Consider the following 25,211-nt stretch of genomic DNA (forward strand, 5'->3'; position numbering starts at 1 on the left):
GGCAACGGCGTCTGGAACATGACGTTCTCCGGCGTCGAGGGCGCCCCCGCCCAGAGCTTCCCCGAGCCGCCGTACACCACCCTGGACACCACCCCCGTCTCCCGCGAGAAGCCCTTCCTCTACCTCGACGGCGACGACTACAAGGTCTTCGTCCCCGCCAAACGCACCAACGCACGCGGTGTCTCGTGGAACGGCACCCCGCAGGGCGAGTCCATCCCGCTGAGCCAGTTCTACGTGGTCAAGCCGGGCGCGACCGCGCAGACGATCAACGCGGCCGTCCGCCAGGGCCTGCACCTGCTGTTCACCCCGGGCATCTACCACGTCGACGAACCCATCGAGATCAACCGTGCGAACACCGTGGCACTGGGCCTGGGCCTCGCCACGATCATCCCGGACAACGGGGTGACCGCGATCAAGGTCGGCGACGTCGACGGCGTCAAGCTCGCCGGACTCCTCGTGGACGCGGGGACGCAGAACTCCTCGGTGCTCGTCCAGGTCGGTCCCGAGGGCGCGGCGGCCGACCACTCGGCCAACCCCACCAGCCTCCAGGACGTGTTCGTCCGGGTCGGCGGCGCGGGCGCCGGCAAGGCCACCACCGCGATGGTGGTCAACAGCGACGACACGATCATCGACCACACCTGGCTCTGGCGGGCCGACCACGGCGACGGGGTCGGCTGGGAGACCAACCGGTCCGACTACGGCCTCCGGGTGAACGGTGACGACGTGCTGGCCACCGGGCTGTTCGTCGAGCACTTCAACAAGTACGACGTCCAGTGGTACGGCGAGAACGGCAGGACGATCTTCTTCCAGAACGAGAAGGCGTACGACGCTCCCAACCAGGCGGCCATCCAGAACGGCGACATCAAGGGCTACGCCGCCTACAAGGTGGCCGACACCGTCACCACCCACGAGGGCTGGGGCATGGGCAGCTACTGCTACTACAACGTCGACCCGACCATCCGCCAGCAGCACGGCTTCCAGGCCCCGGTGAAACCCGGGGTCAAGTTCCACGACCTGCTCGTCGTCTCCCTCGGCGGCCAGGGACAGTACGACCACGTCATCAACAACACCGGAGCCCCCACATCCGGCACGTCGACCATCCCCTCCCAGGTGGTGTCCTTTCCCTGAGACGGGATGAGATGAGCGGAATCGGCTCATCGGACGGCGCGGGGCCCGGCGGTCACTCCCCGCCGGGCCCCGTGTCACGTCCCGAGCAGCGTTGTCAGGTACGCGGGCAGCTCCGGCCCGTCCGCCGGGACCGCGCGCAGTCCGAGATAGCCGTCGGGACGTACGAGGACCGCCTCGCCGCCCCGTGCGCCGTACGTACGCCGGAACTCGCCGAGGCTGTCGTGGACGGCGGGCAGGCGCAGCGCGGGCGCGCTCACCTCCGGGGCGAGCACCGCGCAGGCGTTCAGCATGCCGTGGGCCGTGTGCACCGCCGCGCCCGCCACCTGGTCGAACGATGCGAGCTGGTCCTCGTGGCCGGCGTAGAGGATCAGGGTGTGCTCGCGATCGCGCAGCAGGCTGAACATCCGGACGGGGAAGGCTCCCAGGGCGTACCGGAGGCCACCGCAGTCGGGCGCCCGGTCACCCGGTGCCGGGCCGTCGTGCGCGGAGCCGTTCGGCCCCACGATCGCGCTGCCGCGGTAGCCGACGAGGAGCTGGGCCTCGCGGAGCATCATCGTCGCGGGGTCCTCCGGGTCGGCCTGGACGCCGCTCCGCGCGTGGCGCAGTGTGCGCGCCACCACTTCCTCCCCGACCGGACGGCGTTCGGCGTCGTAGCTCTCGAGCAGCCCGGAACCTGCGTGGCCCCGTACGGCGGCGGCGAGTTTCCATGCCAGGTTGTAGGCGTCCTGTACCCCGGTGTTCATCCCCTGTGCACCCGTGGGCGGGTGGATGTGCGCGGCGTCCCCCGCCACGAAGACCCGCCCCCGGCCGTACCGGCCGACGATGCGGTGGCTGATGCGGAACACCGAGGACCAGCGCAGCGAAGAGGCGGTCGCGGGGCGGGGGGACAGCCGGTCGAGCACTGCCTGGATGTGTTCGATCCCGGGTGCCGGGCCGTGTTCACCGCTCAGGCCGTGGGTGACGCCGTCCGCGTCCTTGCGCACCGCGCGGGACAGTTCGGGCGGGGTGGCCATCGACATCCGGTACCGGTGGTCGCCGGGGAGCGGGATGCACACGAGGATGTCGTCGGGGTGCCCGTCGACGACGTGCGAGGCACGGATGGCGTATCCGGCCGGCAGGTCCCAGTCGACCTCGACGTCTCCCAGCATGTACTCCTCGGGAAGGGCCGCGCCGTCGAAGGACAGGCCCAGCCCCTTGCGTACGGCGCTGTGCGCACCGTCGCAGCCGATGAGGTAACGCGCGGTCAGTTCCTCGGTGTCCCCCGACGGTACGGAGAGAACGACCCGCACCTCGTCGGAGTCCTGCTCGAAGGAGACGAGTTCGGTGCCTCGTCCGACGTCGCCTCCCCTGCGCCGGAGGAGCTCCTCCAGGAGCCGCTCGGTCTCGTACTGCGGGAGGGCGGCGAAGCCGTAGGGCACCCCCGGCGGCAGTTCGAGATCGAAGCGCGGGCCTTCCTCGCCGTTGACGTAGAGCAGTTGTCCCTTCAGCGGGACGGCTGTCTCCAGGGCCTCACGGACCATCCCCATCCGGTCCCAGATCTCCAGTGTCCGGGGCTGGACGCCCACGGCCCGGGCATAGGGAAGCCGTGCCGGGAGCCGGTCGACGATCCTGCACGACACCCCTCGGCGGCACAGCTCGGACGCGGCTGTCAGGCCGACCGGACCCGCCCCTGCGACCAGTACGTCGACATCGACCACGGGTGCCTCCCAGGGCGAGCTGCGTTCACTCCAATGCAGCACGCCCTGGGCGGTATGTCCATTCGGCGGCCCGGGCCCTGTGCGGGGCGTGCTCCCCGCACAGGGCCCGCCTGACGTCAGCCGACGGTGCAGGCCTCACCGCCCAGCGTGAACGCGTCCGGCTCGGGGCTGCCGCCCGGTGTCGTGCCGGTGAACCCGAAGCCGGCCGAGGAGCCGGGCGCCACCTTGCCGTTCCACCCGACGTTCGTCGCGGTCACCTTCGTGCCGTCCTGCTGGTGGGAGGCGTTCCACATCTGGGTGACCTTCTGGCCGTCCGGGAAGGACCAGCCCAGCTGCCAGCCGTCGTAGGCCGTGCTGCCGGTGTTGGTGACCGTCACCTCGGCCTGGAAGCCGCCGGACCACTGGTTGGTGACCTTGTAGGTCACCGCGCAGTCGGCATCCGCCGGTGGATCGGTCGGGTCCGGGTCCGGGTCCGGGTCCGGGTCCGTGCCTCCGCCGCCGGTGCCGGAGGACTCGCCCACCTGGATGCCCCGGCCGTTCGTGGAGACGTACACCCGGCCGTAAACCCGGGGGTCGCCGGTGATGGCCGCGCCGGTCCAGGCCCACTGGTGCGCGTCGTCGTTGATCCGCGTCCAGGTGGCGCCCGCGTCCGTGGACCGGAAGATGCCTCGCACCCCGCCGATCTTCGCGCTGACGAAGACGGTCTGGTAGGAGGCCCCGGCGGCCGCCTTGCCGAAGCCGACGCTGTCTGCCTGTTCCACTCCGGAGAATTCGGTGAAGCTCGCACCGGAGTCGGCGGAGCGCCAGAGCCCGTACGCACCCGTGGCGGCGCCGCCCGCGAGCCAGATGTCGCCCTCGGTGCCGGGCAGCGCCTTGAAGCGGACGTTGCCCTCTGCCGGGAGACCTGTCGCCTTCGCGGCGAACGTGGCGCCGCCGTCGGTCGACACGTAGAAGGTGCCGGCCTTGAATCCGTAGAACTTCTCCGGGTTCTCGCGGTCCGACTCGACCGTCGCCCCCGCCGGGATTCCGGCCGAGGGCGCCCAGGAGTTGCCGTGGCCGGTGGTGTGATGGACGGCCGCGCCCTCCGGGCTCCAGACGAACCCGCTGCCGTCCGCCGCGGCGGCGACCGTGCCTCCGCCCGTGACGCCGGAGGGCTCGGAGCCCTGGAACCAGTTGGCACCGTTGTCGGTGGAGAAGCCGATGTGGGGAGCGGCGTCGGCGTTGCCGACCCGTACGACCGTGCCGGGGGACTTCTCCGCGAAGTCCAGGCTGGTGGTCGAGTCCAGGTTCGGCGAGGTGAACATCATGGCGGGCACCGCGTCGAGGTCGGTGTGCCGGAAGCCCCCGATGTCACCGAGCGCGCTCAGCAGCGGCGCACCGGAGGGCGGGCTGGCCAGGTCGTTGACGGCCGTCTCCTCCAGTCCCTCGACCATCGGCGTGATCGTGAACCGGCTCCCGGAGTCCCAGGACGTGAGGTCCTCGGTGCCGTAGACCGTGGCGCCCGTGCCGTACATCATGCGGTCCGAGTCGAAGGGGTCGATCTCCAGGGACTCGGTCATCCAGCCCAGTTTGGGCGCGGTCTCCGGCGGTGAGGGGTTCGCGCCCCAGCTGAGCCAGGGCACCGAGGAGACGTCCAGCGTGTACCGGTTCGAACGGGTGGGATAGCTGGTGTAGTCCCATGCCTGTGTCCACGTCGCGCCGCTGTCCGTGGAGCGGAAGATCTGGGTGTCGGGCCACCACGAGCTGTAGGCGGTCGCCATCAGGGTGCCGGGCTTCTGCCGGTCGACGGAGATGCCGCTGAAGCCGTAGTAGGTGTCGGCCTCCGCGACGGGGCTGACGTCCGTCCAGGCGCCGGACTCCGTGTCGTACCGCCAGATCTGTCCCTTGCCGCCGTCGTACGGGCCGCCCGTGTCACTCAGCGTCAGATAGAGGTGGCCGGTCGTGGAGTCGAGTACGCCCTTGTGCGCGAGGTACCCGGTCGGCTGGCCGGCGATCCTGGACCAGGTGGCGCCGCCGTCCGTGGAGCGGTAGACGGTGTTCTCCTTGTCGGCGACCCCGACGTAGATGTCCTGGGTGGTGCTGCCGGCGCTGCCGGAGCGTTCGTCGAAGGTCACCCACACGATGCCCTGGTTGTCGTTGCCGTATCCGCTGGTGTCCGTGGGGTCCTGCGCGTAGTTGCCGGGGTTCGGGAAGGCGGTCACCTCGGACCAGGTGACGCCCGAGTCGGTGGACCGCCAGAGCCCGTTGCCACTGGGGGCGCCGAGGTACAGCACGGAGTTCTTGTTCGGGTCGACCGCGAGACGCTCGCCCATTCCGCGGCCCGGCATGTTGCCGCCGAGCTTGAAGGGCAGCGTGGCCGCCTTCCAGGAGGCGCCGCGGTCCGAGGAGCGCAGGACCGCGCCGTTCGTCGGGTCCCAGTCGTTGGTGTACGTGCCGACGGCGGCGTACACGTTGTCGGGCTCGGCCGCGTCGGAGGCGAGGCTCACCACCCCGGACCAGCCCCACCGGTCCCAGTCCACCCAGTCCAGCAGCGGTGTCCACCGCTTGCCCGTCTGGTCCCAGCGGTAGGCGCCGCCGATGTCGGTGCGCGCGTAGGCGAGGTTCTTCTCGGACCGGTTGAAGACGATGCCCGGCACGAAGCCGCCGCCGTCGATGCGCGCGTTCTTCCATGTGTAGGTGTCCGCGGCGACGGACACATCCGATGCTTCGGCTGCGGTGGGCCCTTCGTCCGAGCGTGCCACGGCCGGGGTTCCGGTGACCGACAACCCGACGGTGAGGGCAAGTGCCGCCATGAGGGCGGCGATTGGTCTGGTACTCAAGCGCACGGAAACGTCCTCTCCGAGCTGGACCGCCGCTCGGCGGCGGTACGGGACTGACACAGAGGTGGGAGCGCTCCCATAGGTGTCCCGATCGTAGCGCCGCGCGTCGCCCTGGAGAAGGGTGGTGCAGACGTTTCATCGGATGAATCACCCCCTCCCTGCCCGACCGGCCACATAAGCAGCCGCACCTCGCCCCCCGGCGCCCGGGAAAGGCGGCACACCTTCTCCACACATCCGGAGGTCACGTGACACCGTGGACACTCGAAAGAGGAAAACGCTCCATAAAGGCGCCGGTCATTCATGTGCCGGGCACAGAAAAAAGAGAGCCATGTTCACCTTTTACAATGCCGTGAATACCGATACCTTCCGAACTTCGCGCGGCCGCCCTCGGCACCGGCACCCATAACCGGAAGGACCCCCGTAAAGAAGAAACCTGCACACGGCGTGCGCACACCGATCACGCGACCTGACACGGAATGCCAGGTCCAGGGGGGTTCGGGAGGCAATTGGGGCGGGAGTGCCCCACTTGGGGAGCATGGGGCCGCAGCGTCACGGAATTCATCCGGTGAAGCTCGTGAAGGATTCGCCGCCAAGGAATGAACACTTCTGCACGTAAGTCGATTCCAGCGGGCCGACAACCACAGATCCGCCGCAGTTCGATTGGCTGTACGAGGCGCTGGCGTGCTTTGATCCTGGCCCATACGGAGGCCGCACCACGGGTTTCCGTATGTAGGCAATTTCCATACGAAGGGCAGCGCTCATCATGAACTACACCCCCCAGGTCGAGACCGCCGAGATCTCCGACAGCGACCTCGACAACGTCTCGGGCGGCCTCGTCGGCGGCGTGCTCGGCAACGTCACGGGCACCGTCGAGGGCATCGTCCCGGTCGCCGGCGTCGTCGGCTCGGTCACCGGTCTGGTCGAGTCCGCCACCGGCGTGAACACGGGCGCGGTCACCGGCCTGGCCACCGGCCTCACCGCCGGTCTCTGAGACACGGCAGTACCCCGCCGAGCCCCGGAACCCGTCGGTTCCGGGGCTCGGTGCCGACCGCTGACAGGTGAGGGAAGAGTTCCGTGCAGTTCCGCCAACAGGCCCTTTCCAAGCTGCAGTCGCCCGAACAGCTCGATCTTCCGGTGCGCTTCGCCCGCCCGCAGGGCCTGCTCGTCCTCTGCGTCACCGTCGCCGTGATGGCGGCCGCCTGCTTCTGGGCAGTGACGGGCTCCGTCGCCAGTACCCTCGACGCCCCCGGCATCCTCACGCACTCCCGCGGCAGTTACATCCTGCAGAGCCCTGTCGCCGGTCAGATCACCGAGGTGCTCGCCGACGAGGGCGAGACCCTGCCCCGGAACTCCCCCCTGCTCAAGGTCCGTACGCCGGAGGGTGAACGCGTCGTCCGCACGATCGACGCGGGCCGGCTCACCTCGGTGACGGCCACGATCGGCGCCGTGGTCACCACCGGCGCGGACGTGGCGAGCGTCGAACGGACCGACGGTGCGGACGACCCACTGGTCGTCCTGCTCTACGTGTCCGGCAGCAGTGCCGCCTCGGTCCCGGTGGGCGCCTCAGTGGACCTCACCGTCCAGTCCGTGCCCGCCCAGCAGTACGGGGTGCTGCGCGGGAAGGTGGCCGCGGTCGGCAGGGCCCCGCAGACACAGCAGCAGATCACCCGCTTCCTCGGCGACGCCCAGCTCGGCGAGCAGTTCTCGCGGCACGGCAGGCCGTTGGCGGTCCTGGTGCGGATCGAGCCCTCGGACTCCACGAAGTCCGGCTACCGGTGGTCCTCGGCCGACGGCCCCCCGTACGCGATCGGCTCCATGACCTTGGCCACCGGTTCCGTCCGTCTCGCCGACCAGCGCCCGATCGATTGGCTGCTCCCGTGACCGCACCGCATCCGTCCCCCACCGCCCAGCAGCTGCCACCGCCCGGCCGGGGCAGGCACCGCCCGGAGGGGCCCCCGGGCGGCAGGCGGCGTACGCGTCCGGTGCCGAAGCCCGGGCGGACGAAGACCGTGCACACCCCCACCGTGCTCCAGATGGAGGCGCTGGAGTGCGGTGCCGCCTCACTCGCGATGGTGCTCGCCCACTACGGCCGCCATGTGCCGCTGGAGGAGCTGCGGATCGCCTGCGGGGTCTCGCGCGACGGCTCGCGCGCCAGCAACGTGCTCAAGGCCGCCCGCAGTTACGGTCTCCAGGCCAAGGGGATGCAGATGGAGCCCGCGGCCCTCGCGGAGGTCCGGGCGCCCGCCATCCTGTTCTGGGAGTTCAACCACTACGTCGTGTACGACGGCGTGGGCCGCCGTCTCGGACGGCGGGGCGTATACATCAACGACCCCGACAAGGGGCGCCGGTTCGTGCCCGCCGAGGATTTCGACACCAGCTTCACCGGGGTCGTCCTGGTCCTCGAACCCGGCGAGGGCTTCGAGCGCGGCGGACGGAAGCCCGGCGTCATGGCCGCGCTGCCGGCCCGGCTGCGCGGCACCACGGGCACGATGCTGGTCGCCCTGCTCGCCAGCCTGCTGCTGGTGGCGGTCGGGGCGACGCTCCCGGCCCTGAGCCGCACCTATATCGACATGTTCATGATTGGCGAGCAGACCTCGCTGCTGGGCGTGCTGTTCGCCGCGATGGGCACGATGGTCGCCCTCACCGTGGTACTGACGTGGCTGCAACAGGCGAATCTGCTGCGTGGGCGCGTCATCGCGTCCACGCTCGGCAGCGCCCGCTTCTTCCGGCATCTGCTCAGGCTGCCCGTCACCTTCTTCTCACAGCGCAGCCCGGCCGATCTCGTCCAGCGCCTCCAGTCGAACGACGCGGTGGCCGAGACCCTCGCCCGGGACCTCACCGCGGCGGGCGTGGACGGCATCGTCGTCCTCCTGTACGCGTTCCTGCTCTGGACCTACGACCCCCAGCTGACCGTGATCGGGGTGGGGATCGCCCTGCTCAACGTGGTCGCCATGCGCATCGTCGTACAGATGCGGGCGGTCGGGACGCAGAAGCTGCGGGCCGACAGCGCGCGGCTCACCAACACCTCGTACACGGGCCTCCAGCTGATCGAGACGATGAAGGCCACGGGGGGCGAGAACGGGTACTTCCGCCGGTGGGCCGGGCAGCACGCGACGACGCTGGAGGAGCAGCAGCGCCTCGGGGTGCCGAGCGCCTGGCTGGGCGTCGTCGCTCCCGCCCTCGCGACGCTCAACAGCGCGCTGATCCTGTGGATCGGCGGACTGCGGGCCGTCGAGGGGCACATCTCGATCGGTCTGCTCGTCGCTTTCCAGGCTCTGGTGACCCGCTTCACCGCGCCGGTCACCCGGCTCAACGGGGTGGCGGGCAGGGTCCAGGACTTCGCGGCCGACGTGGCACGGCTCAAGGACGTCGAGAACTTTCCCGTCGACCCTCTGTACTCCCGCCGTGAGCCGGCCGTGAGCACCCGCCGTCTGAAGGGCCATGTGACGCTGGAGGAGATCACCTTCGGCTACAGTCCGCTCGACAAGCCGCTGCTCACCGGTTTCTCGCTCTCCGTGGGACCCGGGCAGCAGGTGGCGCTCGTCGGCGGTTCGGGCAGCGGCAAGTCGACGGTCTCGCGGCTCATCTCGGGTCTGTACAGCCCTTGGGAGGGCACGATCCGCATCGACGGGCAGCGGCTGGAGGACATACCCCGTGGGGCACTGGCCGCTTCCGTGTCCTTCGTCGACCAGGACGTCTTCCTCTTCGAGGGGACGGTCCGGGACAACGTGGCGCTGTGGGATCCCTCGGTCCCGGACGACGCCGTGTCCGAAGCTCTCCGGGACGCCGCCCTGTACGACGTCGTGGCCCGCCGCCCCCGCGGCATCCACAGCCGGGTGGAACAGGACGGCCGGAACTTCTCCGGCGGGCAGCGTCAGCGCCTGGAGATCGCCCGGGCGCTCGTGCGCCGCCCCAGCATCCTGGTCCTGGACGAGGTCACCAGCGCGCTGGACGCCGAGACGGAGCGGGTCATCATCGACAACCTGCGGCGGCGTGGCTGTGCCTGCGTCGTGATCGCGCACCGGCTCAGCACCGTCCGCGACAGCGACGAGATCGTGGTCCTGGACCACGGGACCGTCGTGGAGCGCGGCCGGCACGAGAACCTGCTGGCCGCCGGGGGCCCGTACGCCGATCTGGTCAGGGAGCACTGACGTGGCATCCGTACATCCTCTCGCGGGCACGGAGGCTCCCGGGCAGGACCCGGTCATCGGCGCGCTGGGAGCTCTCGGGGAGCCGGTCGACTGCGCCGGGCTGCGGAGTCTGTCGCTGGAAGGCCCCCAGGTGCTGTGGCTCGTCGTGGGCGGCGCCCTCGACCTTTTCGCGGTGGACGCCGTGGAGCAGGGGCACTGGCACTTCCTTGGCCGGCTCGAACCGGGAACGCTCGTGCTGGGCCCGGTCGAGGGCCCGCAGCACACCCTGGTCGGGCGGCCGCTCCAGGAGTGCGTGCTGCGCCGCATCCCCCTGCGTGAGCTGTACCGGCCGGAGTACGCCGACCAGGGGGCGTACGAGGCGCACTACCGCAGCCGTTACGACACCGGGGACGCGACGCTGAGCCTGCTGGAACACGCCTTCTCGCTCGGTGTGGGACGGGGCCGGCGGGTGCTGTTCGAGGCCCCGCTGGACGGGCGGACCACCTTCGACGAGGCGGCGGGTGACGAGGACATCCTGTGGCTTCCGGTGGCGCCCGGCAGCGTGCAGTACGGCGCCGCGTTCAGCGCCGAGGCGTCGGGTGACCTGCTCGTCGACCCGGCGATGTGGCAGGGCATGGTCAATCAGCAGTACCGCCTGCTGTCGGCACTGGACCGCTGGATCGAACAGCTGGAGCGCGCGCACGAGGACCGGACCGCGGCGGGCATGAAGGCGGGCGAGGCCGTCCGCAAGGAGGCCGACCAGGCGCTGCTGACGTCGATCGGCCGGTCCCGGAGGGGCTCCTCGCCCGCGACGGGGGCCTCGGACGACGCGGTGTACGCGGCCTGCCGCCTGGTGGCGCGGGACTGCGGGATCGTCCTCGCCGAGCCCGCGACGGGCGGGGCGGTGAGCGACCGGATCGACCCGGTGGAGCGGGTCGCGGTCGCCTCACGCGTCCGCACGAGGGCGGTACGGCTCGACGGACGCTGGTGGCGGGAGAACTCCGGTCCGCTGGTGGGCCGGCGGGCCGCGTCCGGAGCACCGGTCGCCCTGCTCTGGCGCCGGGGCCGCTACGAGGCGGTCAACCCGCTGACGGGACGGCGCAGCCGTGTCGACAAATCCTCCGCGCAGGAGTTCGACGAGCGGGCCGTGATGTTCTACCGGCCGCTGCCGGAGCAGCCGTTGAGCAAGAGGCAGCTGCTGCGGTTCGGCCTGTTCGGCACCCGGGGCGACCTGCGGAGACTGGTGCTGGCGGGGCTGGTGACGGTCGCGCTGGGGGCGCTGGTGCCGATCGCGACCGGCAAGGTGCTCGGCGTGTACGTGCCCAACGCCCAGAACGCCCTCATCGTGCAGGTGTCGCTGGCCGTCATCATCTCCGCTGTGGTCTCCGCGGCCTTCATGCTGCTGCAGAACCTCACGATCCTGCGGATGGAGGGGCGGATCGAGAGCACGCTCCAGCCCGCGGTCTGGGACCGGTTGCTGCGGCTGCCGACGAGGTTCTTCACCGAGCGCTCCACGGGCGAGCTGGCGAGCGCGGCGATGGGGGTGAGCTCCATCCGCAGGGTGCTGTCCGGCACCGGCCCGGTCGTGGTGCAGGCGGGCACGCTCGGGGCGATGAATCTGGGCCTGCTGCTCTGGTTCAGTGTGCCGCTGGCGCTCACGGCCGTCGCGATGCTGGTGGTCATCGCCGGGGTGTTCCTCACCATGGGCATGTGGGAGCTCCGCTGGCAGCGCCGTCTGGTGGTGCTGGGCAACAAACTCAACAACCAGGCGTTCCAGACGCTGCGGGGGCTGCCCAAGCTGCGGGTCGCGGCGGCGGAGAGCTTCGCGTACGGGGCGTGGGCCGCGGAGTTCGCACGCAGCCGCGAGCTGCAGAAGCGTGCGGGCCGGATCAAGAACATGACGACGGTCCTGAACGCGGTCTATCTGCCGCTGTGCTCGCTGGTCGTCTTCGTCCTGCTGGCGGGCCCGGCACGCGGATCCCTCACGGCCGCCGAGTTCCTGACCTTCAACACGTCCGTGACGATGCTGCTGACGGCCGTCACCCAGCTCACCGGGGCGTTCGTGTCCGCCGCCGCCGTGCTGCCGATGTTCGAACAGATCAAGCCGGTGCTCGACGAGGCACCCGAGGTACGCGGCGCCAGCACCCAGCCGGGCGAGCTGTCCGGGGAGATCGAGGCCAGGGGTGTGTCCTTCCGCTACTCGGACGACGGACCGGTCGTCCTCGACGACGTGTCGCTGACCGTGCGCCCGGGCGAGTTCGTCGCCGTCGTCGGCCCCAGCGGGTGCGGCAAGTCGACCCTGCTGAGGCTGCTCATCGGCTTCGACAGGCCGGTCTCGGGCAGTGTCCTGTACGACGGCCAGGACCTGACGGCGCTCGATCAGGCGGCGGTGCGCCGTCAGTGCGGGGTCGTCCTGCAGAACGCCCAGCCGCTGTCCGGCTCGATCCTGGACTGCATCTGCGGCGCCGAGGTCTTCACCCAGGAGGAGGCGTGGGAGGCCGCGGCGATGGCGGGGCTTGCCGAGGACATCAAGCGGATGCCGATGGGGCTGCAGACGATGATCTCCGGCGGCGGATCGATCTCCGGGGGGCAGCGCCAGCGGCTGATGATCGCCCAGGCGCTCGTCCGGCGCCCGCGCATCCTGTTCTTCGACGAGGCGACCAGCGCGCTGGACAACGAGACCCAGCGGACCGTGATCGAGAGCACCAGGTCCCTGCGGGCCACCCGTGTGGTGATCGCGCACCGGTTGTCCACGGTCATGGACGCCGACCGGGTGATCGTCATGGCGGACGGCCGTGTCGTCCAGGAGGGGCCGCCCGCCGAGCTCCTCGCGGACACGGGCGGGCAGCTCCACGAACTGGTGCGGCGCCAGATGAGCTGAGGGCTGTCGACCCGCGCTCCGGCCCCGCCGGCTCGTCCTGGCCGAACCTGGTGGTGCGGTGGCCGGCAGGCGACCAGCCGACCTGCCGCAACTCCCGGTAGCGACCGGTGGCGGTCTCCGGTAGCCGCTGTCACCCGCCCGGCCGAGCCGCGTCACCCGATGGCGTGGCGGCTCGGCCCCTGCTGGACGGGGTCTGTCTAGGAGCTCCCGGTCCGTCGCCCGCCCGGCCTGGGAGGCTCGACCGCGTCGCGGATGGCGGCGCGCGCCGCCGCGGACACGGCCTCGGCGGTGATACCGAACTCGTCGTACAGACGCTGGTAGTCGGCGGAGGCGCCGTAGTGCTCCAGGCTGACGATCCGGCCGGCGTCGCCGACCACCTCGCGCCACCCCTGTCCGACGGCGGCCTCGACGCTGACGCGTGCGCGCACGTCCGGCGGCAGCACCTCGTCCTGATAGGGCAGCGGCTGCTCGGCGAACCATTCACGGCAGGGCATCGAGACCACCCGGACGGCCAGTCCTTCGTCGACGAGCAGCTTGCGGGCGTCGAGAGCGATCTGGACCTCCGACCCCGTCGCCACCAGGATGACGTCGGGGGCCGATCCGGCGGCCTCCACCAGGATGTAGGCGCCGCGCGCCGCTCCTTCGGCGGAGGCGTGGACCCCGTCGGCCCGGTCGAGCACCGGCAGGTTCTGCCGGGTCAGGACGAGGCCGGCGGGCCGGTCGGTGTGCTCCAGGATCGTCCGCCAGCAGACGGTCGTCTCGTTGGCGTCACCTGGGCGTACGACATCGAGTCCGGGGATCGCACGCAGCGCGGCCAGGTGTTCGACGGGCTGATGGGTGGGGCCGTCCTCGCCGAGACCGATCGAGTCGTGGGTCCACACGTAGGTCGCGGGGAGCTTCATCAGGGCGCCGAGGCGGACCGCGGGGCGCATGTAGTCGCTGAACGTCAGGAACGTGCCGCCGTAGGGGCGGGTCAGGCTCTGCAGCGCGATGCCGTTGAGCACCGCGCCCATGGCGTGCTCACGGATGCCGAAGTGCAGCGTGCGCCCGTAGGGGCCTCCTGAGAACTCGGCCGTCTGGCGGTCGGCCGGGATGAAGGACGGCTCACCGTCCATGGTGGTGTTGTTGCTGCCCGCAAGGTCCGCGGAGCCGCCCCACAGCTCGGGCAGGACCGGGGCGAGCGCGGTGAGCACCTTGCCGGACGCCTTACGGGTGGCCATGCCCTTGGGGTCGGCGGGGAAGTCCGGCAGGGCGTGGGTCCAGCCGTCCGGGAGTTCCTGCTTTCGCAGCCGGTCCAGCAGGGCCGCGCGCTCCGGACCGGCGGTCCGCCAGTCCTCGTAGGTCCGCTCCCAGCGCTTCCGGGCTTCCCTGCCCCGCTCCCCCACGGCCCGGGTGTGGGCGAGGACCTCGTCCTCGACGGGGAAGTACGCCTCGGGGTCGAAGCCGAGGAGCCGCTTGGTGCCGGCGACCTCGTCGTCCCCGAGGGCCGACCCGTGTGCCTTGCCCGTGTTCCTCTTCGTCGGCGCGGGCCATCCGATGATCGTGCGCAGCATGATCAGTGAGGGCCTGGTCCGCTCCGCCTTCGCCGCCTCGATGGCGGTCAGCAGCGCGTCGACGTCCTCGACGTAGTCGCCCGTACGGGTCCAGTCCACGGTCTGTACATGCCAGCCGTAGGCGGCGAAGCGGGCCGGGACGTCCTCGCTGAAGGAGATGTCGGTGTCGTCCTCGATGGAGATCTGGTTGGAGTCGTAGAAGGTGATGAGGTTGCCCAGTTGCTGGTGGCCGGCCAGCGACGCGGCCTCGGAGGCGACGCCCTCCATCATGTCGCCGTCGGACGCCAGCACATAGACGTGGTGGTCGAAGGGGCTGGTTCCCGGTGCCGCGTCCGGGTCGAGCAGGCCCCGCTCCCGGCGTGCGGCCATCGCCATCCCCACGGAGGCGCCCATGCCCTGGCCCAGCGGACCCGTGGTGATCTCGACGCCGCGGGTGTGCCGGTACTCCGGGTGGCCGGGGGTCGCCGACCCCCAGGTCCGCAGCGCCTTCAGGTCCTCCATCTCCAGGCCGTAGCCGGCCAGGTAGAGCTGGATGTAGAGGGTGAGGCTGGTGTGGCCGCACGAGAGGACGAAGCGGTCCCTGCCCAGCCACTGGTCGTCGGCGGGGTCGTGCCGCATGACCTGCTGGAACAGCAGATAGGCGAGCGGGGCGAGACTCATCGCCGTACCTGGATGGCCGTTGCCCTTCTTCTGCACGGCGTCGGCGGCGAGCACCCGCACGGTGTCCACCGCGCGCAGGTCCACGTCGCTCCACCCCGCCCGTTCGGCCAGTGGCCGGGCGAGGCCGGGGTCTCGTGATGCCGTGAGGCCGGAAGAGGATCGCTCGGGCGCCATGGTGTTGTCTCCCTCGGACGTCGCTTCTCGGTACGACGGGGCCGGTAGGTGCGGCTCGCCACCTCTCGCATCCTCCGTTTTCCCGCCGCCCTCCGCACCCGGAGTGGCGGCGGGGAAGCGCCCGTCGACCGGTCGCCTACCCTCTGCGGCCCCCGACAGGCGCGACGAACGTCTTCATGGTGAACACGTTCGTCACCGCCTCCGGGGCCAGCGGCTGCCCCCGGGCGAGGGCGTCCCACCGGCATCGGTTCACATCACCGCCACCTCCGAGAAGCGGGCCGCGGTGTGCAGTTCGGACTCGATCTCTCCCGCCGTGCGGCGCAGCTGGGGCAGCACCTGCTCCAGGCACTCGGCGACCGTCCGGCTGCTGCTGTGCATGGCGACGTTGATGGACGCGACCGCTGTGCCGGCGCGGTCCCGTACGGGTACGGCGATCGAGCGAAGGCCCGCCTCCAGCTCCTCGTCGACCAGGGCGTACCCCTCGGTGCACACGCGCTCCAGGGCGGCTTCGAGTTCGGTGCGGTGGGTGAGGGTGTGGGGCGACAGGGGGCGGAGCTCCGCGTGGTCGAGCAGGGGCCCGAGCTCATCCGCGGGCAGGCCGGCCAGCAGGGCGCGGCCCAGAGACGTGGCGTAGGCGGGGAAGCGGGTGCCGACGGTGATGTCGACGTTCATGATGCGGTGGGTGGCGGCGCGAGCCACGTACTGCACGGAGTCGTCGACGAGGACGGCGAGGGAGGCGGAATCCTGGATCCGTCCTGCCAGTGCGGCGAGGTGCGGGTCGGCGATCCGCGCCAGGGTCGTGCGGGAGAGCGGGGCGTAGCCGAGGGCCAGGACGCGTGGTGTCAGCCGGTGTTCACGGCCGTCGGCCGTGACGTATCCGAGGTGTTCGAGGGTGATGAGGGCGCGGCGGGCGGAGGCGCGTGAGAGACCGGTGGCGCGTGCGACGGCGCTGAGCGTCAGGGCGTTGCCGTTCTCCCCGAAGGCGGTGATGACGGTCAGGCCCCGGGCGAGGGACTCGATGAACTCCCGGCCGAGCTCCTGCTTCGAGGCCGCGGTCCAGGAGGCGAGGGCCCCCGGGGCGGGAGTCCCCGGGGCGGGGATCGCCGCAGGGCTCGCGGGGGGCGCGTCACGCAGCCGGCGCTCCATGGCGGAGGCGGCGTCGAGCAGCTGGGGCAGGAGGTTCTCGCGGAGGCCCCGCGCGGTGTGCCTGCTGGTGTGGCTGACCACGCCGAGCGCGCACGCGAAGCCACCGGCGTGATCACGGACGGGCACGGCGAGGGCGAGGAGGCCTGGCTCGATCAGCTGGTCGTCCACCACCCAGCCGTCCGCCCGCGCCGCTTCCACGCGCTCCTCGAACAGGTCGTCCGCCGGCCGCGGGCCCGGAGGCAGGGAGGGGAAGCCAGCTCCGTCCGGGTCCGAAGCCCGTCGCTCCCGCCAGGCCTGCCACTCCTCGGTCCCCCATCGGGTGGCGAACAGCGTGCCCGGGGCGGTGCGTTCGGCCGGCAGCAGGTCACCGATGCGGAAGCGCAGGGACATCGCGCGCCGGCGGGTGGTCTGGTGCACGAAGCGGACACCGCCGCCGTCGGGGACGGCGAGGGAGACGGACTCGTCGAGTTCCTCCGCGAGGGCATCCACCCGGCCGCCGAGGAGGCCGGGGAGCCGGGCCGAGGCGAGGTAGGCGTTGCCCAGCTCCATCAGACGGGGGGCGAGGGTGACGACCTTGCCGTCCAGACGTACGTATCCCGTGCGGGCGAGCGTGAGCGTGATCCGGTCGACGGTCGAGCGTGCCAGCCCTGTGGCGCGCTCCAGATCACTGAGGCCGAGGGAGCCGTCGGCGTCGGTCAGCCGGCGCAGGACGGCTATGCCGCGCATCAGCGGGGTCACCGCCTCCGCGGGTGTCTCCCCGCCCGTCCGTGACGTGCCGGTCGGTGCCATGTGTCCTCCGTCGGGTGGGGCGGGTGCCCGGACCGTTGACAGAGTTCCGGTCCTGGCGGCAGACTCACTCCATCATAGTGAAGGAAACTTCACCATGCGAACACTATTGGATGGACGGTCCCATGGACAAGGTGGTCGCGTCAGCGGCGCTGGCCGTCGCCGACGTGCCGGACGGCGCTTCGGTGGCGGTGGGAGGCTTCGGTCTCAGCGGAGTGCCGAACGTGTTGATCGACGCTCTGCACGCGAGCGGCGTCAGCGGGCTCGATGTGGTGTCCAACAACTGCGGGGCGATGGACTCGGGGCTCGCGGTGCTGCTCTCCGCCGGCCGGATCACCCGGGTGACCGGCTCGTACATCGGCGGGAACAAGGAGTTCGCCCGGCAGTACCTCGGGGGCGAGCTTGAGCTCGAGCTGATCCCGCAGGGCACCCTGGCCGAGCGCCTCAGGGCCGGCGGGGCGGGGATACCCGCGTTCTACACCCCCGCCGGCGTGGGAACCCAGGTCGCCGACGGCGGGCTCCCCTGGCGCTACGACGGCGAGGGCGGGGTGGCTGTGGCCTCCCCGGCCAAGGAGGTGCGCGACTTCGACGGCACGGAGTACGTCCTGGAGCACAGCATCCGCACCGACTTCGCCCTCGTCAGGGCGGCGAAGGGCGACCGGCACGGCAATCTGGTCTTCAACAAGTCCGCGCGCAACTTCAACCCGCTCGCGGCCATGGCCGGCCGCATCACCGTCGCGGAGGTCGAGGAGCTGGTCGAACCCGGCGAGATCGACCCGGACCACGTGCACCTGCCCGGCATCTTCGTCCAGCGGGTGGTCGCGCTGACACCCGGGCAGGCCGTGGACAAGAAGGTCGAGAAGCGGACGATCACGGAGCGGGAGGCGCAGGACCGATGACCTGGAGCAGGAACGAGATGGCGGCCAGAGCGGCCGCGGAGCTGCGCGACGGCGAGTACGTCAACCTCGGCATCGGACTGCCGACGCTGATCCCGAACCACCTGCCCGAGGGCGTGCACGTCGTCCTGGAGTCCGAGAACGGCATCCTGGGCACCGGCGCCTTTCCGTACGACGAGGACGTCGACCCCGACCTGATCAACGCGGGCAAGGAGACGGTGACCGTACGTCCCGGCGCCTCCTTCTTCGACTCGGCGCTCTCCTTCGGCATGATCCGGGGCGGTCACATCGACGCCGCCGTCCTCGGGGCCATGGAGGTCTCGGCCCGGGGCGACCTCGCCAACTGGGCGGTGCCGGGGAAGATGGTGACCGGCATCGGCGGAGCCATGGACCTCGTGCACGGGGCCCGCCGCGTCATCGTGACCATGACGCACACCTCCAAGGACGGCAGCCCGAAGATCGTCGACGAGTGCACCCTCCCGCTGACCGGCAAGGCGTGCGTCCAGCGCGTCATCACGGACCTCGCCGTGCTCGACGTGACCGAAGACGGCCTGGTCCTGGTGGAGACCGCACCCGGGGTGACCGCCGCCGAGGTCCTGGAGAGGACGGCCGCCCCGGTCCTCATTCCCGAAAGGGCCGGCTCATGAGCTTCCGTCCCCGGGACGTGTACGTCGTCGACGCCGTCCGCACCCCGATCGGCAGGTACAACGGCGCGCTGGCTCAGGTACGGCCCGACGACCTCGCCGCCCACGCCATCCGCGCGCTGCTCGACCGCACCCCGGAGCTCGACCCGTCGCGCATCGGTGACGTGGTGCTCGGCAACGCCAACGGCGCGGGTGAGGAGAACCGCAACGTCGGCAGGATGGCCGCGCTCCTCGCGGGTCTGCCGGTCTCCGTCCCCGGCGTGACCGTCAACCGGCTCTGCGCCTCCGGCCTCGAAGCCGTCGTGCACGCGGCCCGCGCGGTCGCGCTCGGGGACCACTCGCTCGTCGTGGCCGGCGGCGTCGAGTCGATGACCCGTGCCCCGTACGTCCTGCCCAAGAGCGACCGCGCCTTCCCCGCCGGGCACACCGAGATGTACTCGACCACGCTGGGCTGGCGCATGGTCAATCCCCGGATGGATCCGCAGTGGACGGTGCCGCTCGGCGAGAGCGCCGAGCTGATCGCGGACAAGCACTCCATCAGCCGGGAGCAGCAGGACGAGTTCGCCCTCGCCTCCCACCGGAAGGCCTCGGCGGCACGGGCGGCGGGGCTGTTCGACGGGGAGATCGCGCCCCTGGCCATCCCGCGCCGGAAGGGCGAGCCGCTCGTCGTCGACCGGGACGAGTGCATCAGGGACGACGCGTCGCTGGAGGCCATGGCCACGCTCCGCCCGTCCTTCCGTGCGGACGGCGGCACCGTCACCGCGGGCAACTCCTCTCCCCTGAACGACGGTGCGGCGGCCCTGTTGCTGGCGGACGAGGAAGGCCTGCGGGCCACCGGCCGCGAACCGCTGGCCCGGATCACGGCCTCCGCGGTGTCGGCCAACGAACCGCACTACTTCGGGCTCGCCCCCGTCGAGGCCGTGAACAGGGCGCTTGACCGGGCGGGCAGGACCTTCGCCGACCTCGCGGCCCTCGAGCTCAACGAGGCGTTCGCCGCCCAGGTCCTGGGCTGCCTCGCCGAGTGGCCCGACCTCGACCCGTCCGTCCTCAACCCCCGTGGTGGAGCCATCGCGATCGGCCACCCGCTCGGCGCCTCGGGAGCCCGCCTCGCCGGATCCGTCGCGCACCAGCTCAGGGCCGCCGGGTCCGGGACCGGCGTGGCGACGCTCTGCATAGGCGTGGGCCAGGGCTCCGCGCTGGTACTGGAGAGGTAACCGGAGCTGCTGCGGGGGCGGGCCTGCTCCCGAGCGGCGGAACGGGCGTGCCGGATGAATGATGGACGGCATGACCTCCCTGACCGTGATTCCGGCGGCGGACACGATGCCGCCCGTGCGGCTGCCGCCGCCGGGCGGTCCGGAAGGCGTGAGGGCGGCGAGCAGGTGCGGGGAGGCCCGTCCGGGGACGGCGAGGGCCACTCGATGAGGTCCACCGACGGATTGCTGGACATCGGATTCATGCGCACGGTGTTCGACAGCCTGGGAACAGGAGTGTTCGTCACCGACAACACGGGCCGGCTCACCGCGTGCAACCCGCGCGCGCAGCAGATCCTCCGCCGTCCGCAGGAGCGGATGCTCGGGCACGACATGCACGATCTGCTGCACCGCGGCCCGGACGGCGCCACGGTCAGGCGGGACGAGTGCGCGATGCTGGCCGTCCTGGAGACCGGCCGGGCCGCCGAGGGCAGCGAGGAGCTCCTCCTGCGTGGGGACGGCACCCTCGTACCGATCATCTGGGCGGCCACTCCGCTGCGGCACGAGGGACGTGCGGAAGGCTCGGTGGTCGTCTTCCACGATTTCAGCCTGCACCGTGACGCGGCCGAACAGACCGCTGCCTACCTGGCCGCCCTGGAAGGGCTCACCGCCCGGCTGACGATGGTGGCGGAGGTGTCGACGGTCCTGATCTCCGCTCTGGAGACGCCGGAGATGCTCGACCGGCTGGCCGGGCTGCTCGTGCCGGACATGGGCGACTGGGCGGCGATCGACGTGCACACGGCACGGCAGGCGGGCGAGATGCAGCGCGTCACCGTCCGGGCCCCCGGCGACCACCGGGCGGCGGAGGCGCTCAAGGGGCCGCTGCCTCCCCTGCCCGAATCCACCCGTTCGGCCGTGGTCCAGGCCCTGCGGAGCGCCGAGCCCGTCGTCCTGGACGCGGACGCCCTCGCGGAGCCGCCCGACAGCCCGCTCGCGCGCGCCCACCGGGAACTCTTCGACCGGCTGGGAGGCAGCTGCGCCGTGGTGGTGCCCCTGCACACCCGGCGGCAGGTCTTCGGCACACTGACCGTGGCACGGACCGGCCCCGGCACCTCCTACAGCGAGGCCGAGGTCTTCGTGCTGGCCGACATCGCGCGCCGCGCCGGCCTGGTCATGGAGGCCGCCGTGCTGTTCGAGCAGCAGCGCCACGTCGCCGAGACCATGCAGCGCCAGCTCCTCACTCCTCTGCCGCAGGTCGACCACCTCGCGATGGCGGCCCGGTACCGGCCCGCCGAGAGCGCTGCCGAGATCGGCGGGGACTGGTACGACTCCTTCCTCCTGGGCGACGGCGTCCTGACGTTGGTCATCGGGGACGTCGTCGGCCACGACCTCAAGGCCGCAGCCCACATGGCCGAGGTCCGCAACATGCTGCGCGCCCTGGCCTGGGACCGGACGGAACCCCCCAGTCTGATCATGCGCCGTCTGGACGAGGCCATGACCCATACGAGCGACGCCCCCATGGCCACCTGTGTCTTCGCCCGCGTCGAAGGCGAGGAGGGCGGGCCCTGGCAGCTCCACTGGGTCAACGCCGGCCACCCGCCGCCGCTCCTGATCACGGCCGACGGGCACACCCGCTTCCTCGAAGGCGGGCACGGCCCGCTCCTCGGTCTCAGCTCGGCCCTGCACATGGGGCTGGGATGGCCCGACGCCCGTGTGGCACTCCCGCCCCGGTCGACGCTGCTGCTGTACACCGACGGGCTCGTCGAGAGCCGCACCCGCGACATCGAAGCCGGTCTCGCCACGCTGCGCAGGCATGCCGCGGCCCTGGCCCGTCGCGACCTCGAGGACTTCCTCGACGAGCTCCTGGCCCGCATCGACCCCAGCGGCGACGACGTCGCCCTGCTGGTCCTGCGCACCCCGGCGGCGGGCGTCGGCGCCGGCTCCGACGAGGCACCGGCGCAGCATGCGCACAGCCCGGCCGCCGACAACCGCGGAGCGCCCGGATCCCGCATCGAGGACACACCCGTCAGGGACACCTCCGAGCCGGCCTGACGCATACGACGGAGGCCCTGGCAAGGGGGGTTGAGGACACCGTCGATCCGGGGCCGGGCCGCACTGATCTCGCGGCGGGCACCTGGCAGGGTCATCGGTGAGCGACCGACCGGCCCGCGTGATCCGGGCCATGACCCAGGGGGAAACACCCATGCACCGCAGGCACCTCGCCGCAGCAGTCCTGCTCGCCGCCACACTCGGCGGGGCACTCGCCCCCGTGGCGGCTGCCCGCCCGTCGGACCCGGTGCAGCGTCAGCTGGACCTGCTCGTGGACAGGGACGGTGTTCCCGGCGCGCTCGCGTACGACGGCAGGACCACCCGGACGGCCGGCGTCGCGGATGTGGTGTCAGGCCGTCACATGCCGGGCGCGCACGGCCGGTTCCGGCTGGCGAGCGACACCAAGGCGTTCACCGCGACCGCCGTCATGCGCCTGGTCGCGGACGGACGGATACGCCTCGACGACCGCGCCGGGGCCTATGTGCCCCAGCTCGCCGGAAGCGCCGTCACCGTACGTCAGTTGCTGAAACAGACCAGCGGCCTGCCGGAGTACTCCGCACTGGTCGACTGGTCCGAGGCGGGCACGTCGGAGGAGTATCTGGCGCTGGCTCTCGACGCCGAGCCCGTCTTCGAGCCCGGAAAGGACTGGGGCTATTCGAACACCAACTACCTGGTACTCGGCATGGTGATCGACAAGGCCTCGGGCGTCGGCTTCCGCACCTACGTCGAGCGCACGATCCTGCGCCCGCTGCATCTCGACGACACCTACTGGCCGGCCCCGGGTGAGCTGACCCTGCGCGGCCCGCACGCCCGCAACTACGGGGTGCACCCCGCGTCCCCGGAAGCGGGTGTCGTCGATGTGACCGAGCTTCCCGGCTACGAGTTCGGCGCGTCCGGCGGGCTCGTCTCCACACCCGAGGACCTCAATGCCTTCTGGGACGGGCTCTTCGGCGGCCGGCTCCTGCCCGGCTGGGCACTGCGCCTGATGACGCGCGACACCACCGGCATCGGCGGCAGGGACGTCTACCCCGCGGGCAGCCGTTACGGCTACGGCGTCGCGTCGATCCCGCTCAGCTGCGGTGGCGTCTACTGGGGGCACGGTGGCGACCTGCCCGGCGGCTCGGTGGGCGGCGGCCGGGCCACGGGCGGCCGGGGCACCGTGACCGTCTACACGACGACCTGGGCGGCCGAGGGCGACAGCCTGAAGCATCTCCAGGGGGCGGTGGACGCCGCGCTGTGCGGCAGGAAGGGCCGCGGGTGAACCGTTTCTTCAGCCGGCCGAGCGTGCGGCCATGTCGAGCAGCTCCTGTATGCGCAGGCCGTGGGCGGCGTCGATGCCGGTTCCCCGGCCGGTCCTGACGGCGGTGGCGAACTCCCGGCGGAGGACCGGCCAGCACTCCTCGTGGTCGATGCCGGCCGTGTCGTAGACCAGCTCCTCCCCCGGGCCGAACAGTTCGATCCTGGTCCTGGCCCGCGGGAGCCGTACGCTGCCCGAAAGGGATGCCTGGCTGACCGCGCCGTTCTCGTGCTCACAGGTCAGCTCGGTCCAGCGGCGCGGATCCCCGGTCGCCCGTACGGAGACGATGGGCGCGACCGCGGTGTCGAGGAGGTCCAGGAGGTGGGGGCCCAGGTCGAGCAGCGCGCCGTGTTCCAGCCGCCAGGACGTGGCGAACTCGCCGCCGAGAAAGGCCCCGTGCAGATAGCAGGAGCGGGCTCCCGTGACCTCACGGGTGGCCGCCTCGGCGAGGAAGGCGCGGGTGGCCGGGTGATACCGCTTGGTGAGGACGAGCTGGGAGACCACCCCGTGGTCGCGTACGGCGTCCGCCACGGCGCGGGCCGCGTCGAGACCGGCGCCCAGCGGCTTCTCCAGCAGGAGGGCCCGGCCGGCCGCCGCGGCGCGGGGGGCGAGGGCGGCCTGGACGGCGGGCGGCACGGCGAACGCGACCGCCTCGCAACGGTCGAGGAGTTCCTCGAAGGAGGCGGCGACCGGTGCGCCGTAGGGTTCGGCGACCTCGGCCGCGGCCTCGGGGCGGCGCGCCCAGACCGCCGAGAGTGCGGTCTCGGGACCGGCCGCGAGCATGCGGGCGTGCATGGTCCGGGCCCAGGGGCCGGCCCCCACGAGGCCGACGCGGACCGGTTCGTGGGGCCGGCGGTCCGGGAGGGGGGTGGTGGACATGGTGCTCTCCGTCGTTCTGCTGCGGGGCGGTGTGCTCAGGCGCCGGTACGGGCGAGTGCCGCGAGGCGGGCATCGGCGCGTTCGGGGGCGTACAGGTGGTCGATGACCATGCGGGCGGCTCCGACCAGGGCGGCGCGGTCGCCCAGTTCGGAGGTGACGACCTGGAGGTGGGCGGTGGTGCGCGGCATGGCGCGCTGGTAGATGAGCTCGCGGACGCCGGTGAGGAACGGGGTGCCGGCCAGGTCGCCGCTGAGCATCAGCACGCCGGGGTTGAGCAGCGTGACGACCGTGACCAGGACCTCGCCGACGCGCTGCCCCGCCTCGCGGGCGAGCCGGACGGCATCCGGCTGGCCCGCGGCGAGATGCTCGCGCACGTCGGATCCCGAGGCGGTGGGCACACCGGCCGCGGTGAGCTGTCCGGCGATCGACCGGCCGCTTGCGACGGCGGCGAGGCATCCGTAGGACCCGCACATGCACAGTGCGTCGGGGCGGTCGTGCAGGCGGATGTGGCCGATGTCGCCCGCTCCGCCGTCGATGCCCCGGTAGACCTCGCCTCCGACGACGACACCGGCGCCGATCCCCGTGGACGCCTTGATCAGGACGAAGGCGCTGCAGTCCGGGTGACCGGCCCGCTGCTCGGCCAGGGCCATCAGGTTGGCGTCGTTGTCGACGAACACGGGCAGGGGCCCGGCGGCCGGCATCGGGCCGACGTGCTCGGTCCAGGCCTCGCGCAGTCGTTCCCGTACGGGGAAGCGGTCCCAGCCGGGCATGATCGGCGGCTGCACGATCTGGGCGGACTCCCAGTCCACCGGCCCCGGCACGGAGAGTCCGATGCCGCAGACACGCTCGGCCCCTGCCCCCGCTTCGGCGAGCAGCGGGCCGAACCAGCGCGCCAGTTGGTCCAGGGCGCGGTCGGGGCCGTCGGCGATGACGAGGGCCCCGGTGTGCTCGGCGAGTACGGTGCCGGAGAGGTCGAGCGCGGCGACGCGGGCGTGCCGGGTCTCCAGGTCCGCGACGAGCACCACGGCGTGCGCCGGGTCGAACTCCAGGCGCGCGGAGGGGCGTCCGCCGGTGGAGGTGCCGGTGGCGCCGCGCAGCCAGCCCGCTCCGAAGAGCTGGTCGAGCCGGTGCCCCACCGTGGAGCGGGAAAGGCCGGTCGCCTGCTGGAGCTCGCCGCGCGTGGTGGCCTCACCGCTGCGAATGAGCTGCAGCAGATGCCCCGCGCTGGCCTGGTTTCCTGCCATCCCCGCCGTCCTCGCCCTGTCTGTCGCGTCCGTGCCCG

15 protein-coding genes and 1 pseudogene are annotated in these 25,211 nt (G+C 71.7%); 10 read left to right on the forward strand and 6 right to left on the reverse strand.

Annotated elements, in window-relative coordinates; all coding sequences use genetic code 11:
- Window positions 1-1,128, forward strand: a pseudogene (locus ACZ32T_RS28195) (coagulation factor 5/8 type domain-containing protein); the annotation flags it as partial.
- A 74-nt stretch (window positions 1,129-1,202) separates the two neighbouring features.
- On the opposite strand, the gene ACZ32T_RS28200 reads toward ACZ32T_RS28195, so the two are convergent.
- Both ACZ32T_RS28200 and ACZ32T_RS28205 read right to left on the reverse strand, forming a co-directional pair.
- Window positions 1,203-2,825, reverse strand: coding sequence for an FAD-dependent monooxygenase (locus tag ACZ32T_RS28200; RefSeq protein WP_467370010.1), 1,623 nt, complete (start codon window positions 2,823-2,825; stop codon window positions 1,203-1,205).
- A 116-nt stretch (window positions 2,826-2,941) separates the two neighbouring features.
- Window positions 2,942-5,617: a cellulose binding domain-containing protein gene (locus ACZ32T_RS28205; RefSeq protein ID WP_467370012.1), complete on the reverse strand. Its 2,676-nt coding sequence runs from the start codon at window positions 5,615-5,617 to the stop codon at window positions 2,942-2,944.
- A gap of 790 nt (window positions 5,618-6,407) precedes the next feature.
- Between ACZ32T_RS28205 and ACZ32T_RS28210 the strand changes: the two genes are divergently transcribed.
- From ACZ32T_RS28210 to ACZ32T_RS28225, 4 genes are all read left to right on the forward strand, one after another.
- Window positions 6,408-6,635, forward strand: a complete 228-nt coding sequence (locus ACZ32T_RS28210; RefSeq protein ID WP_104790783.1) for a type A2 lantipeptide — start codon at window positions 6,408-6,410, stop codon at window positions 6,633-6,635.
- Window positions 6,636-6,718: 83 nt separating this feature from the next.
- A complete protein-coding gene (locus ACZ32T_RS28215; protein WP_467369695.1) occupies window positions 6,719-7,525 on the forward strand; it encodes a hypothetical protein in 807 nt (268 codons plus the stop codon).
- Window positions 7,522-9,795 carry an NHLP family bacteriocin export ABC transporter peptidase/permease/ATPase subunit gene (locus ACZ32T_RS28220; RefSeq protein WP_467369697.1) on the forward strand — a complete coding sequence of 758 codons (2,274 nt, stop codon included), beginning with the start codon at window positions 7,522-7,524 and terminating at the stop codon, window positions 9,793-9,795. The genes ACZ32T_RS28215 and ACZ32T_RS28220 overlap by 4 nt, the downstream gene beginning before the upstream one ends.
- Window position 9,796: 1 nt before the next feature.
- A complete protein-coding gene (locus ACZ32T_RS28225) occupies window positions 9,797-12,655 on the forward strand; it encodes an NHLP bacteriocin export ABC transporter permease/ATPase subunit (RefSeq protein ID WP_467369699.1) in 2,859 nt (952 codons plus the stop codon).
- Between the two features lie 197 nt (window positions 12,656-12,852).
- Here the strand turns inward: ACZ32T_RS28225 and tkt are convergent, their stop codons facing one another.
- Both tkt and ACZ32T_RS28235 read right to left on the reverse strand, forming a co-directional pair.
- Complete coding sequence (tkt, locus tag ACZ32T_RS28230; RefSeq protein ID WP_467369701.1) at window positions 12,853-15,042, reverse strand: transketolase; 2,190 nt, start codon at window positions 15,040-15,042, stop codon at window positions 12,853-12,855.
- Between the two features lie 249 nt (window positions 15,043-15,291).
- A complete protein-coding gene (locus ACZ32T_RS28235; RefSeq protein ID WP_467369703.1) occupies window positions 15,292-16,977 on the reverse strand; it encodes an IclR family transcriptional regulator domain-containing protein in 1,686 nt (561 codons plus the stop codon).
- 122 nt (window positions 16,978-17,099) lie between these two features.
- On the opposite strand from ACZ32T_RS28235, the gene ACZ32T_RS28240 reads away from it, so the two are divergent.
- From ACZ32T_RS28240 to ACZ32T_RS28260, 5 genes are all read left to right on the forward strand, one after another.
- On the forward strand, window positions 17,100-17,873 hold the full coding sequence (locus ACZ32T_RS28240; RefSeq protein WP_467265333.1) for a CoA transferase subunit A: 774 nt from the start codon (window positions 17,100-17,102) through the stop codon (window positions 17,871-17,873).
- On the forward strand, window positions 17,870-18,517 hold the full coding sequence (locus ACZ32T_RS28245) for a CoA transferase subunit B (RefSeq protein ID WP_467265328.1): 648 nt from the start codon (window positions 17,870-17,872) through the stop codon (window positions 18,515-18,517). The genes ACZ32T_RS28240 and ACZ32T_RS28245 overlap by 4 nt, the downstream gene beginning before the upstream one ends.
- On the forward strand, window positions 18,514-19,728 hold the full coding sequence (locus ACZ32T_RS28250; RefSeq protein ID WP_467369705.1) for a thiolase family protein: 1,215 nt from the start codon (window positions 18,514-18,516) through the stop codon (window positions 19,726-19,728). Before ACZ32T_RS28245 ends, ACZ32T_RS28250 begins: the two co-directional genes overlap by 4 nt.
- 204 nt (window positions 19,729-19,932) lie before the next feature.
- On the forward strand, window positions 19,933-21,756 hold the full coding sequence (locus tag ACZ32T_RS28255) for a SpoIIE family protein phosphatase (RefSeq protein WP_467369707.1): 1,824 nt from the start codon (window positions 19,933-19,935) through the stop codon (window positions 21,754-21,756).
- A 151-nt stretch (window positions 21,757-21,907) separates the two neighbouring features.
- Complete coding sequence (locus ACZ32T_RS28260) at window positions 21,908-23,014, forward strand: serine hydrolase domain-containing protein (RefSeq protein WP_467369709.1); 1,107 nt, start codon at window positions 21,908-21,910, stop codon at window positions 23,012-23,014.
- A gap of 9 nt (window positions 23,015-23,023) precedes the next feature.
- Here ACZ32T_RS28260 and ACZ32T_RS28265 read toward each other — a convergent pair whose 3' ends face one another.
- Window positions 23,024-23,929 carry a Gfo/Idh/MocA family protein gene (locus tag ACZ32T_RS28265; RefSeq protein ID WP_467369711.1) on the reverse strand — a complete coding sequence of 302 codons (906 nt, stop codon included), beginning with the start codon at window positions 23,927-23,929 and terminating at the stop codon, window positions 23,024-23,026.
- Window positions 23,930-23,964: 35 nt separating this feature from the next.
- A complete protein-coding gene (locus ACZ32T_RS28270) occupies window positions 23,965-25,173 on the reverse strand; it encodes an ROK family transcriptional regulator (RefSeq protein ID WP_467265318.1) in 1,209 nt (402 codons plus the stop codon).
- Between the last annotated feature and the right edge of the window lie 38 nt (window positions 25,174-25,211).

This window comes from Streptomyces sp. NPDC023573, from assembly GCF_055559735.1.

Bases quoted from the DNA above. Each gene is read 5' to 3' on its own strand.
- ACZ32T_RS28250 (WP_467369705.1), top strand. From the start codon at position 18,514: ATGAGCTTCCGTCCCCGGGACGTGTACGTCGTCGACGCCGTCCGCACC.
- tkt (WP_467369701.1), bottom strand. From the start codon at position 15,042: ATGGCGCCCGAGCGATCCTCTTCCGGCCTCACGGCATCACGAGACCCC.
- ACZ32T_RS28205 (WP_467370012.1), bottom strand. From the start codon at position 5,617: ATGGCGGCACTTGCCCTCACCGTCGGGTTGTCGGTCACCGGAACCCCG.
- ACZ32T_RS28270 (WP_467265318.1), bottom strand. From the start codon at position 25,173: ATGGCAGGAAACCAGGCCAGCGCGGGGCATCTGCTGCAGCTCATTCGC.
- ACZ32T_RS28265 (WP_467369711.1), bottom strand. From the start codon at position 23,929: ATGTCCACCACCCCCCTCCCGGACCGCCGGCCCCACGAACCGGTCCGC.
- ACZ32T_RS28235 (WP_467369703.1), bottom strand. From the start codon at position 16,977: ATGGCACCGACCGGCACGTCACGGACGGGCGGGGAGACACCCGCGGAG.
- ACZ32T_RS28240 (WP_467265333.1), top strand. From the start codon at position 17,100: ATGGACAAGGTGGTCGCGTCAGCGGCGCTGGCCGTCGCCGACGTGCCG.
- ACZ32T_RS28260 (WP_467369709.1), top strand. From the start codon at position 21,908: ATGCACCGCAGGCACCTCGCCGCAGCAGTCCTGCTCGCCGCCACACTC.
- ACZ32T_RS28210 (WP_104790783.1), top strand. From the start codon at position 6,408: ATGAACTACACCCCCCAGGTCGAGACCGCCGAGATCTCCGACAGCGAC.
- ACZ32T_RS28245 (WP_467265328.1), top strand. From the start codon at position 17,870: ATGACCTGGAGCAGGAACGAGATGGCGGCCAGAGCGGCCGCGGAGCTG.
- ACZ32T_RS28255 (WP_467369707.1), top strand. From the start codon at position 19,933: ATGAGGTCCACCGACGGATTGCTGGACATCGGATTCATGCGCACGGTG.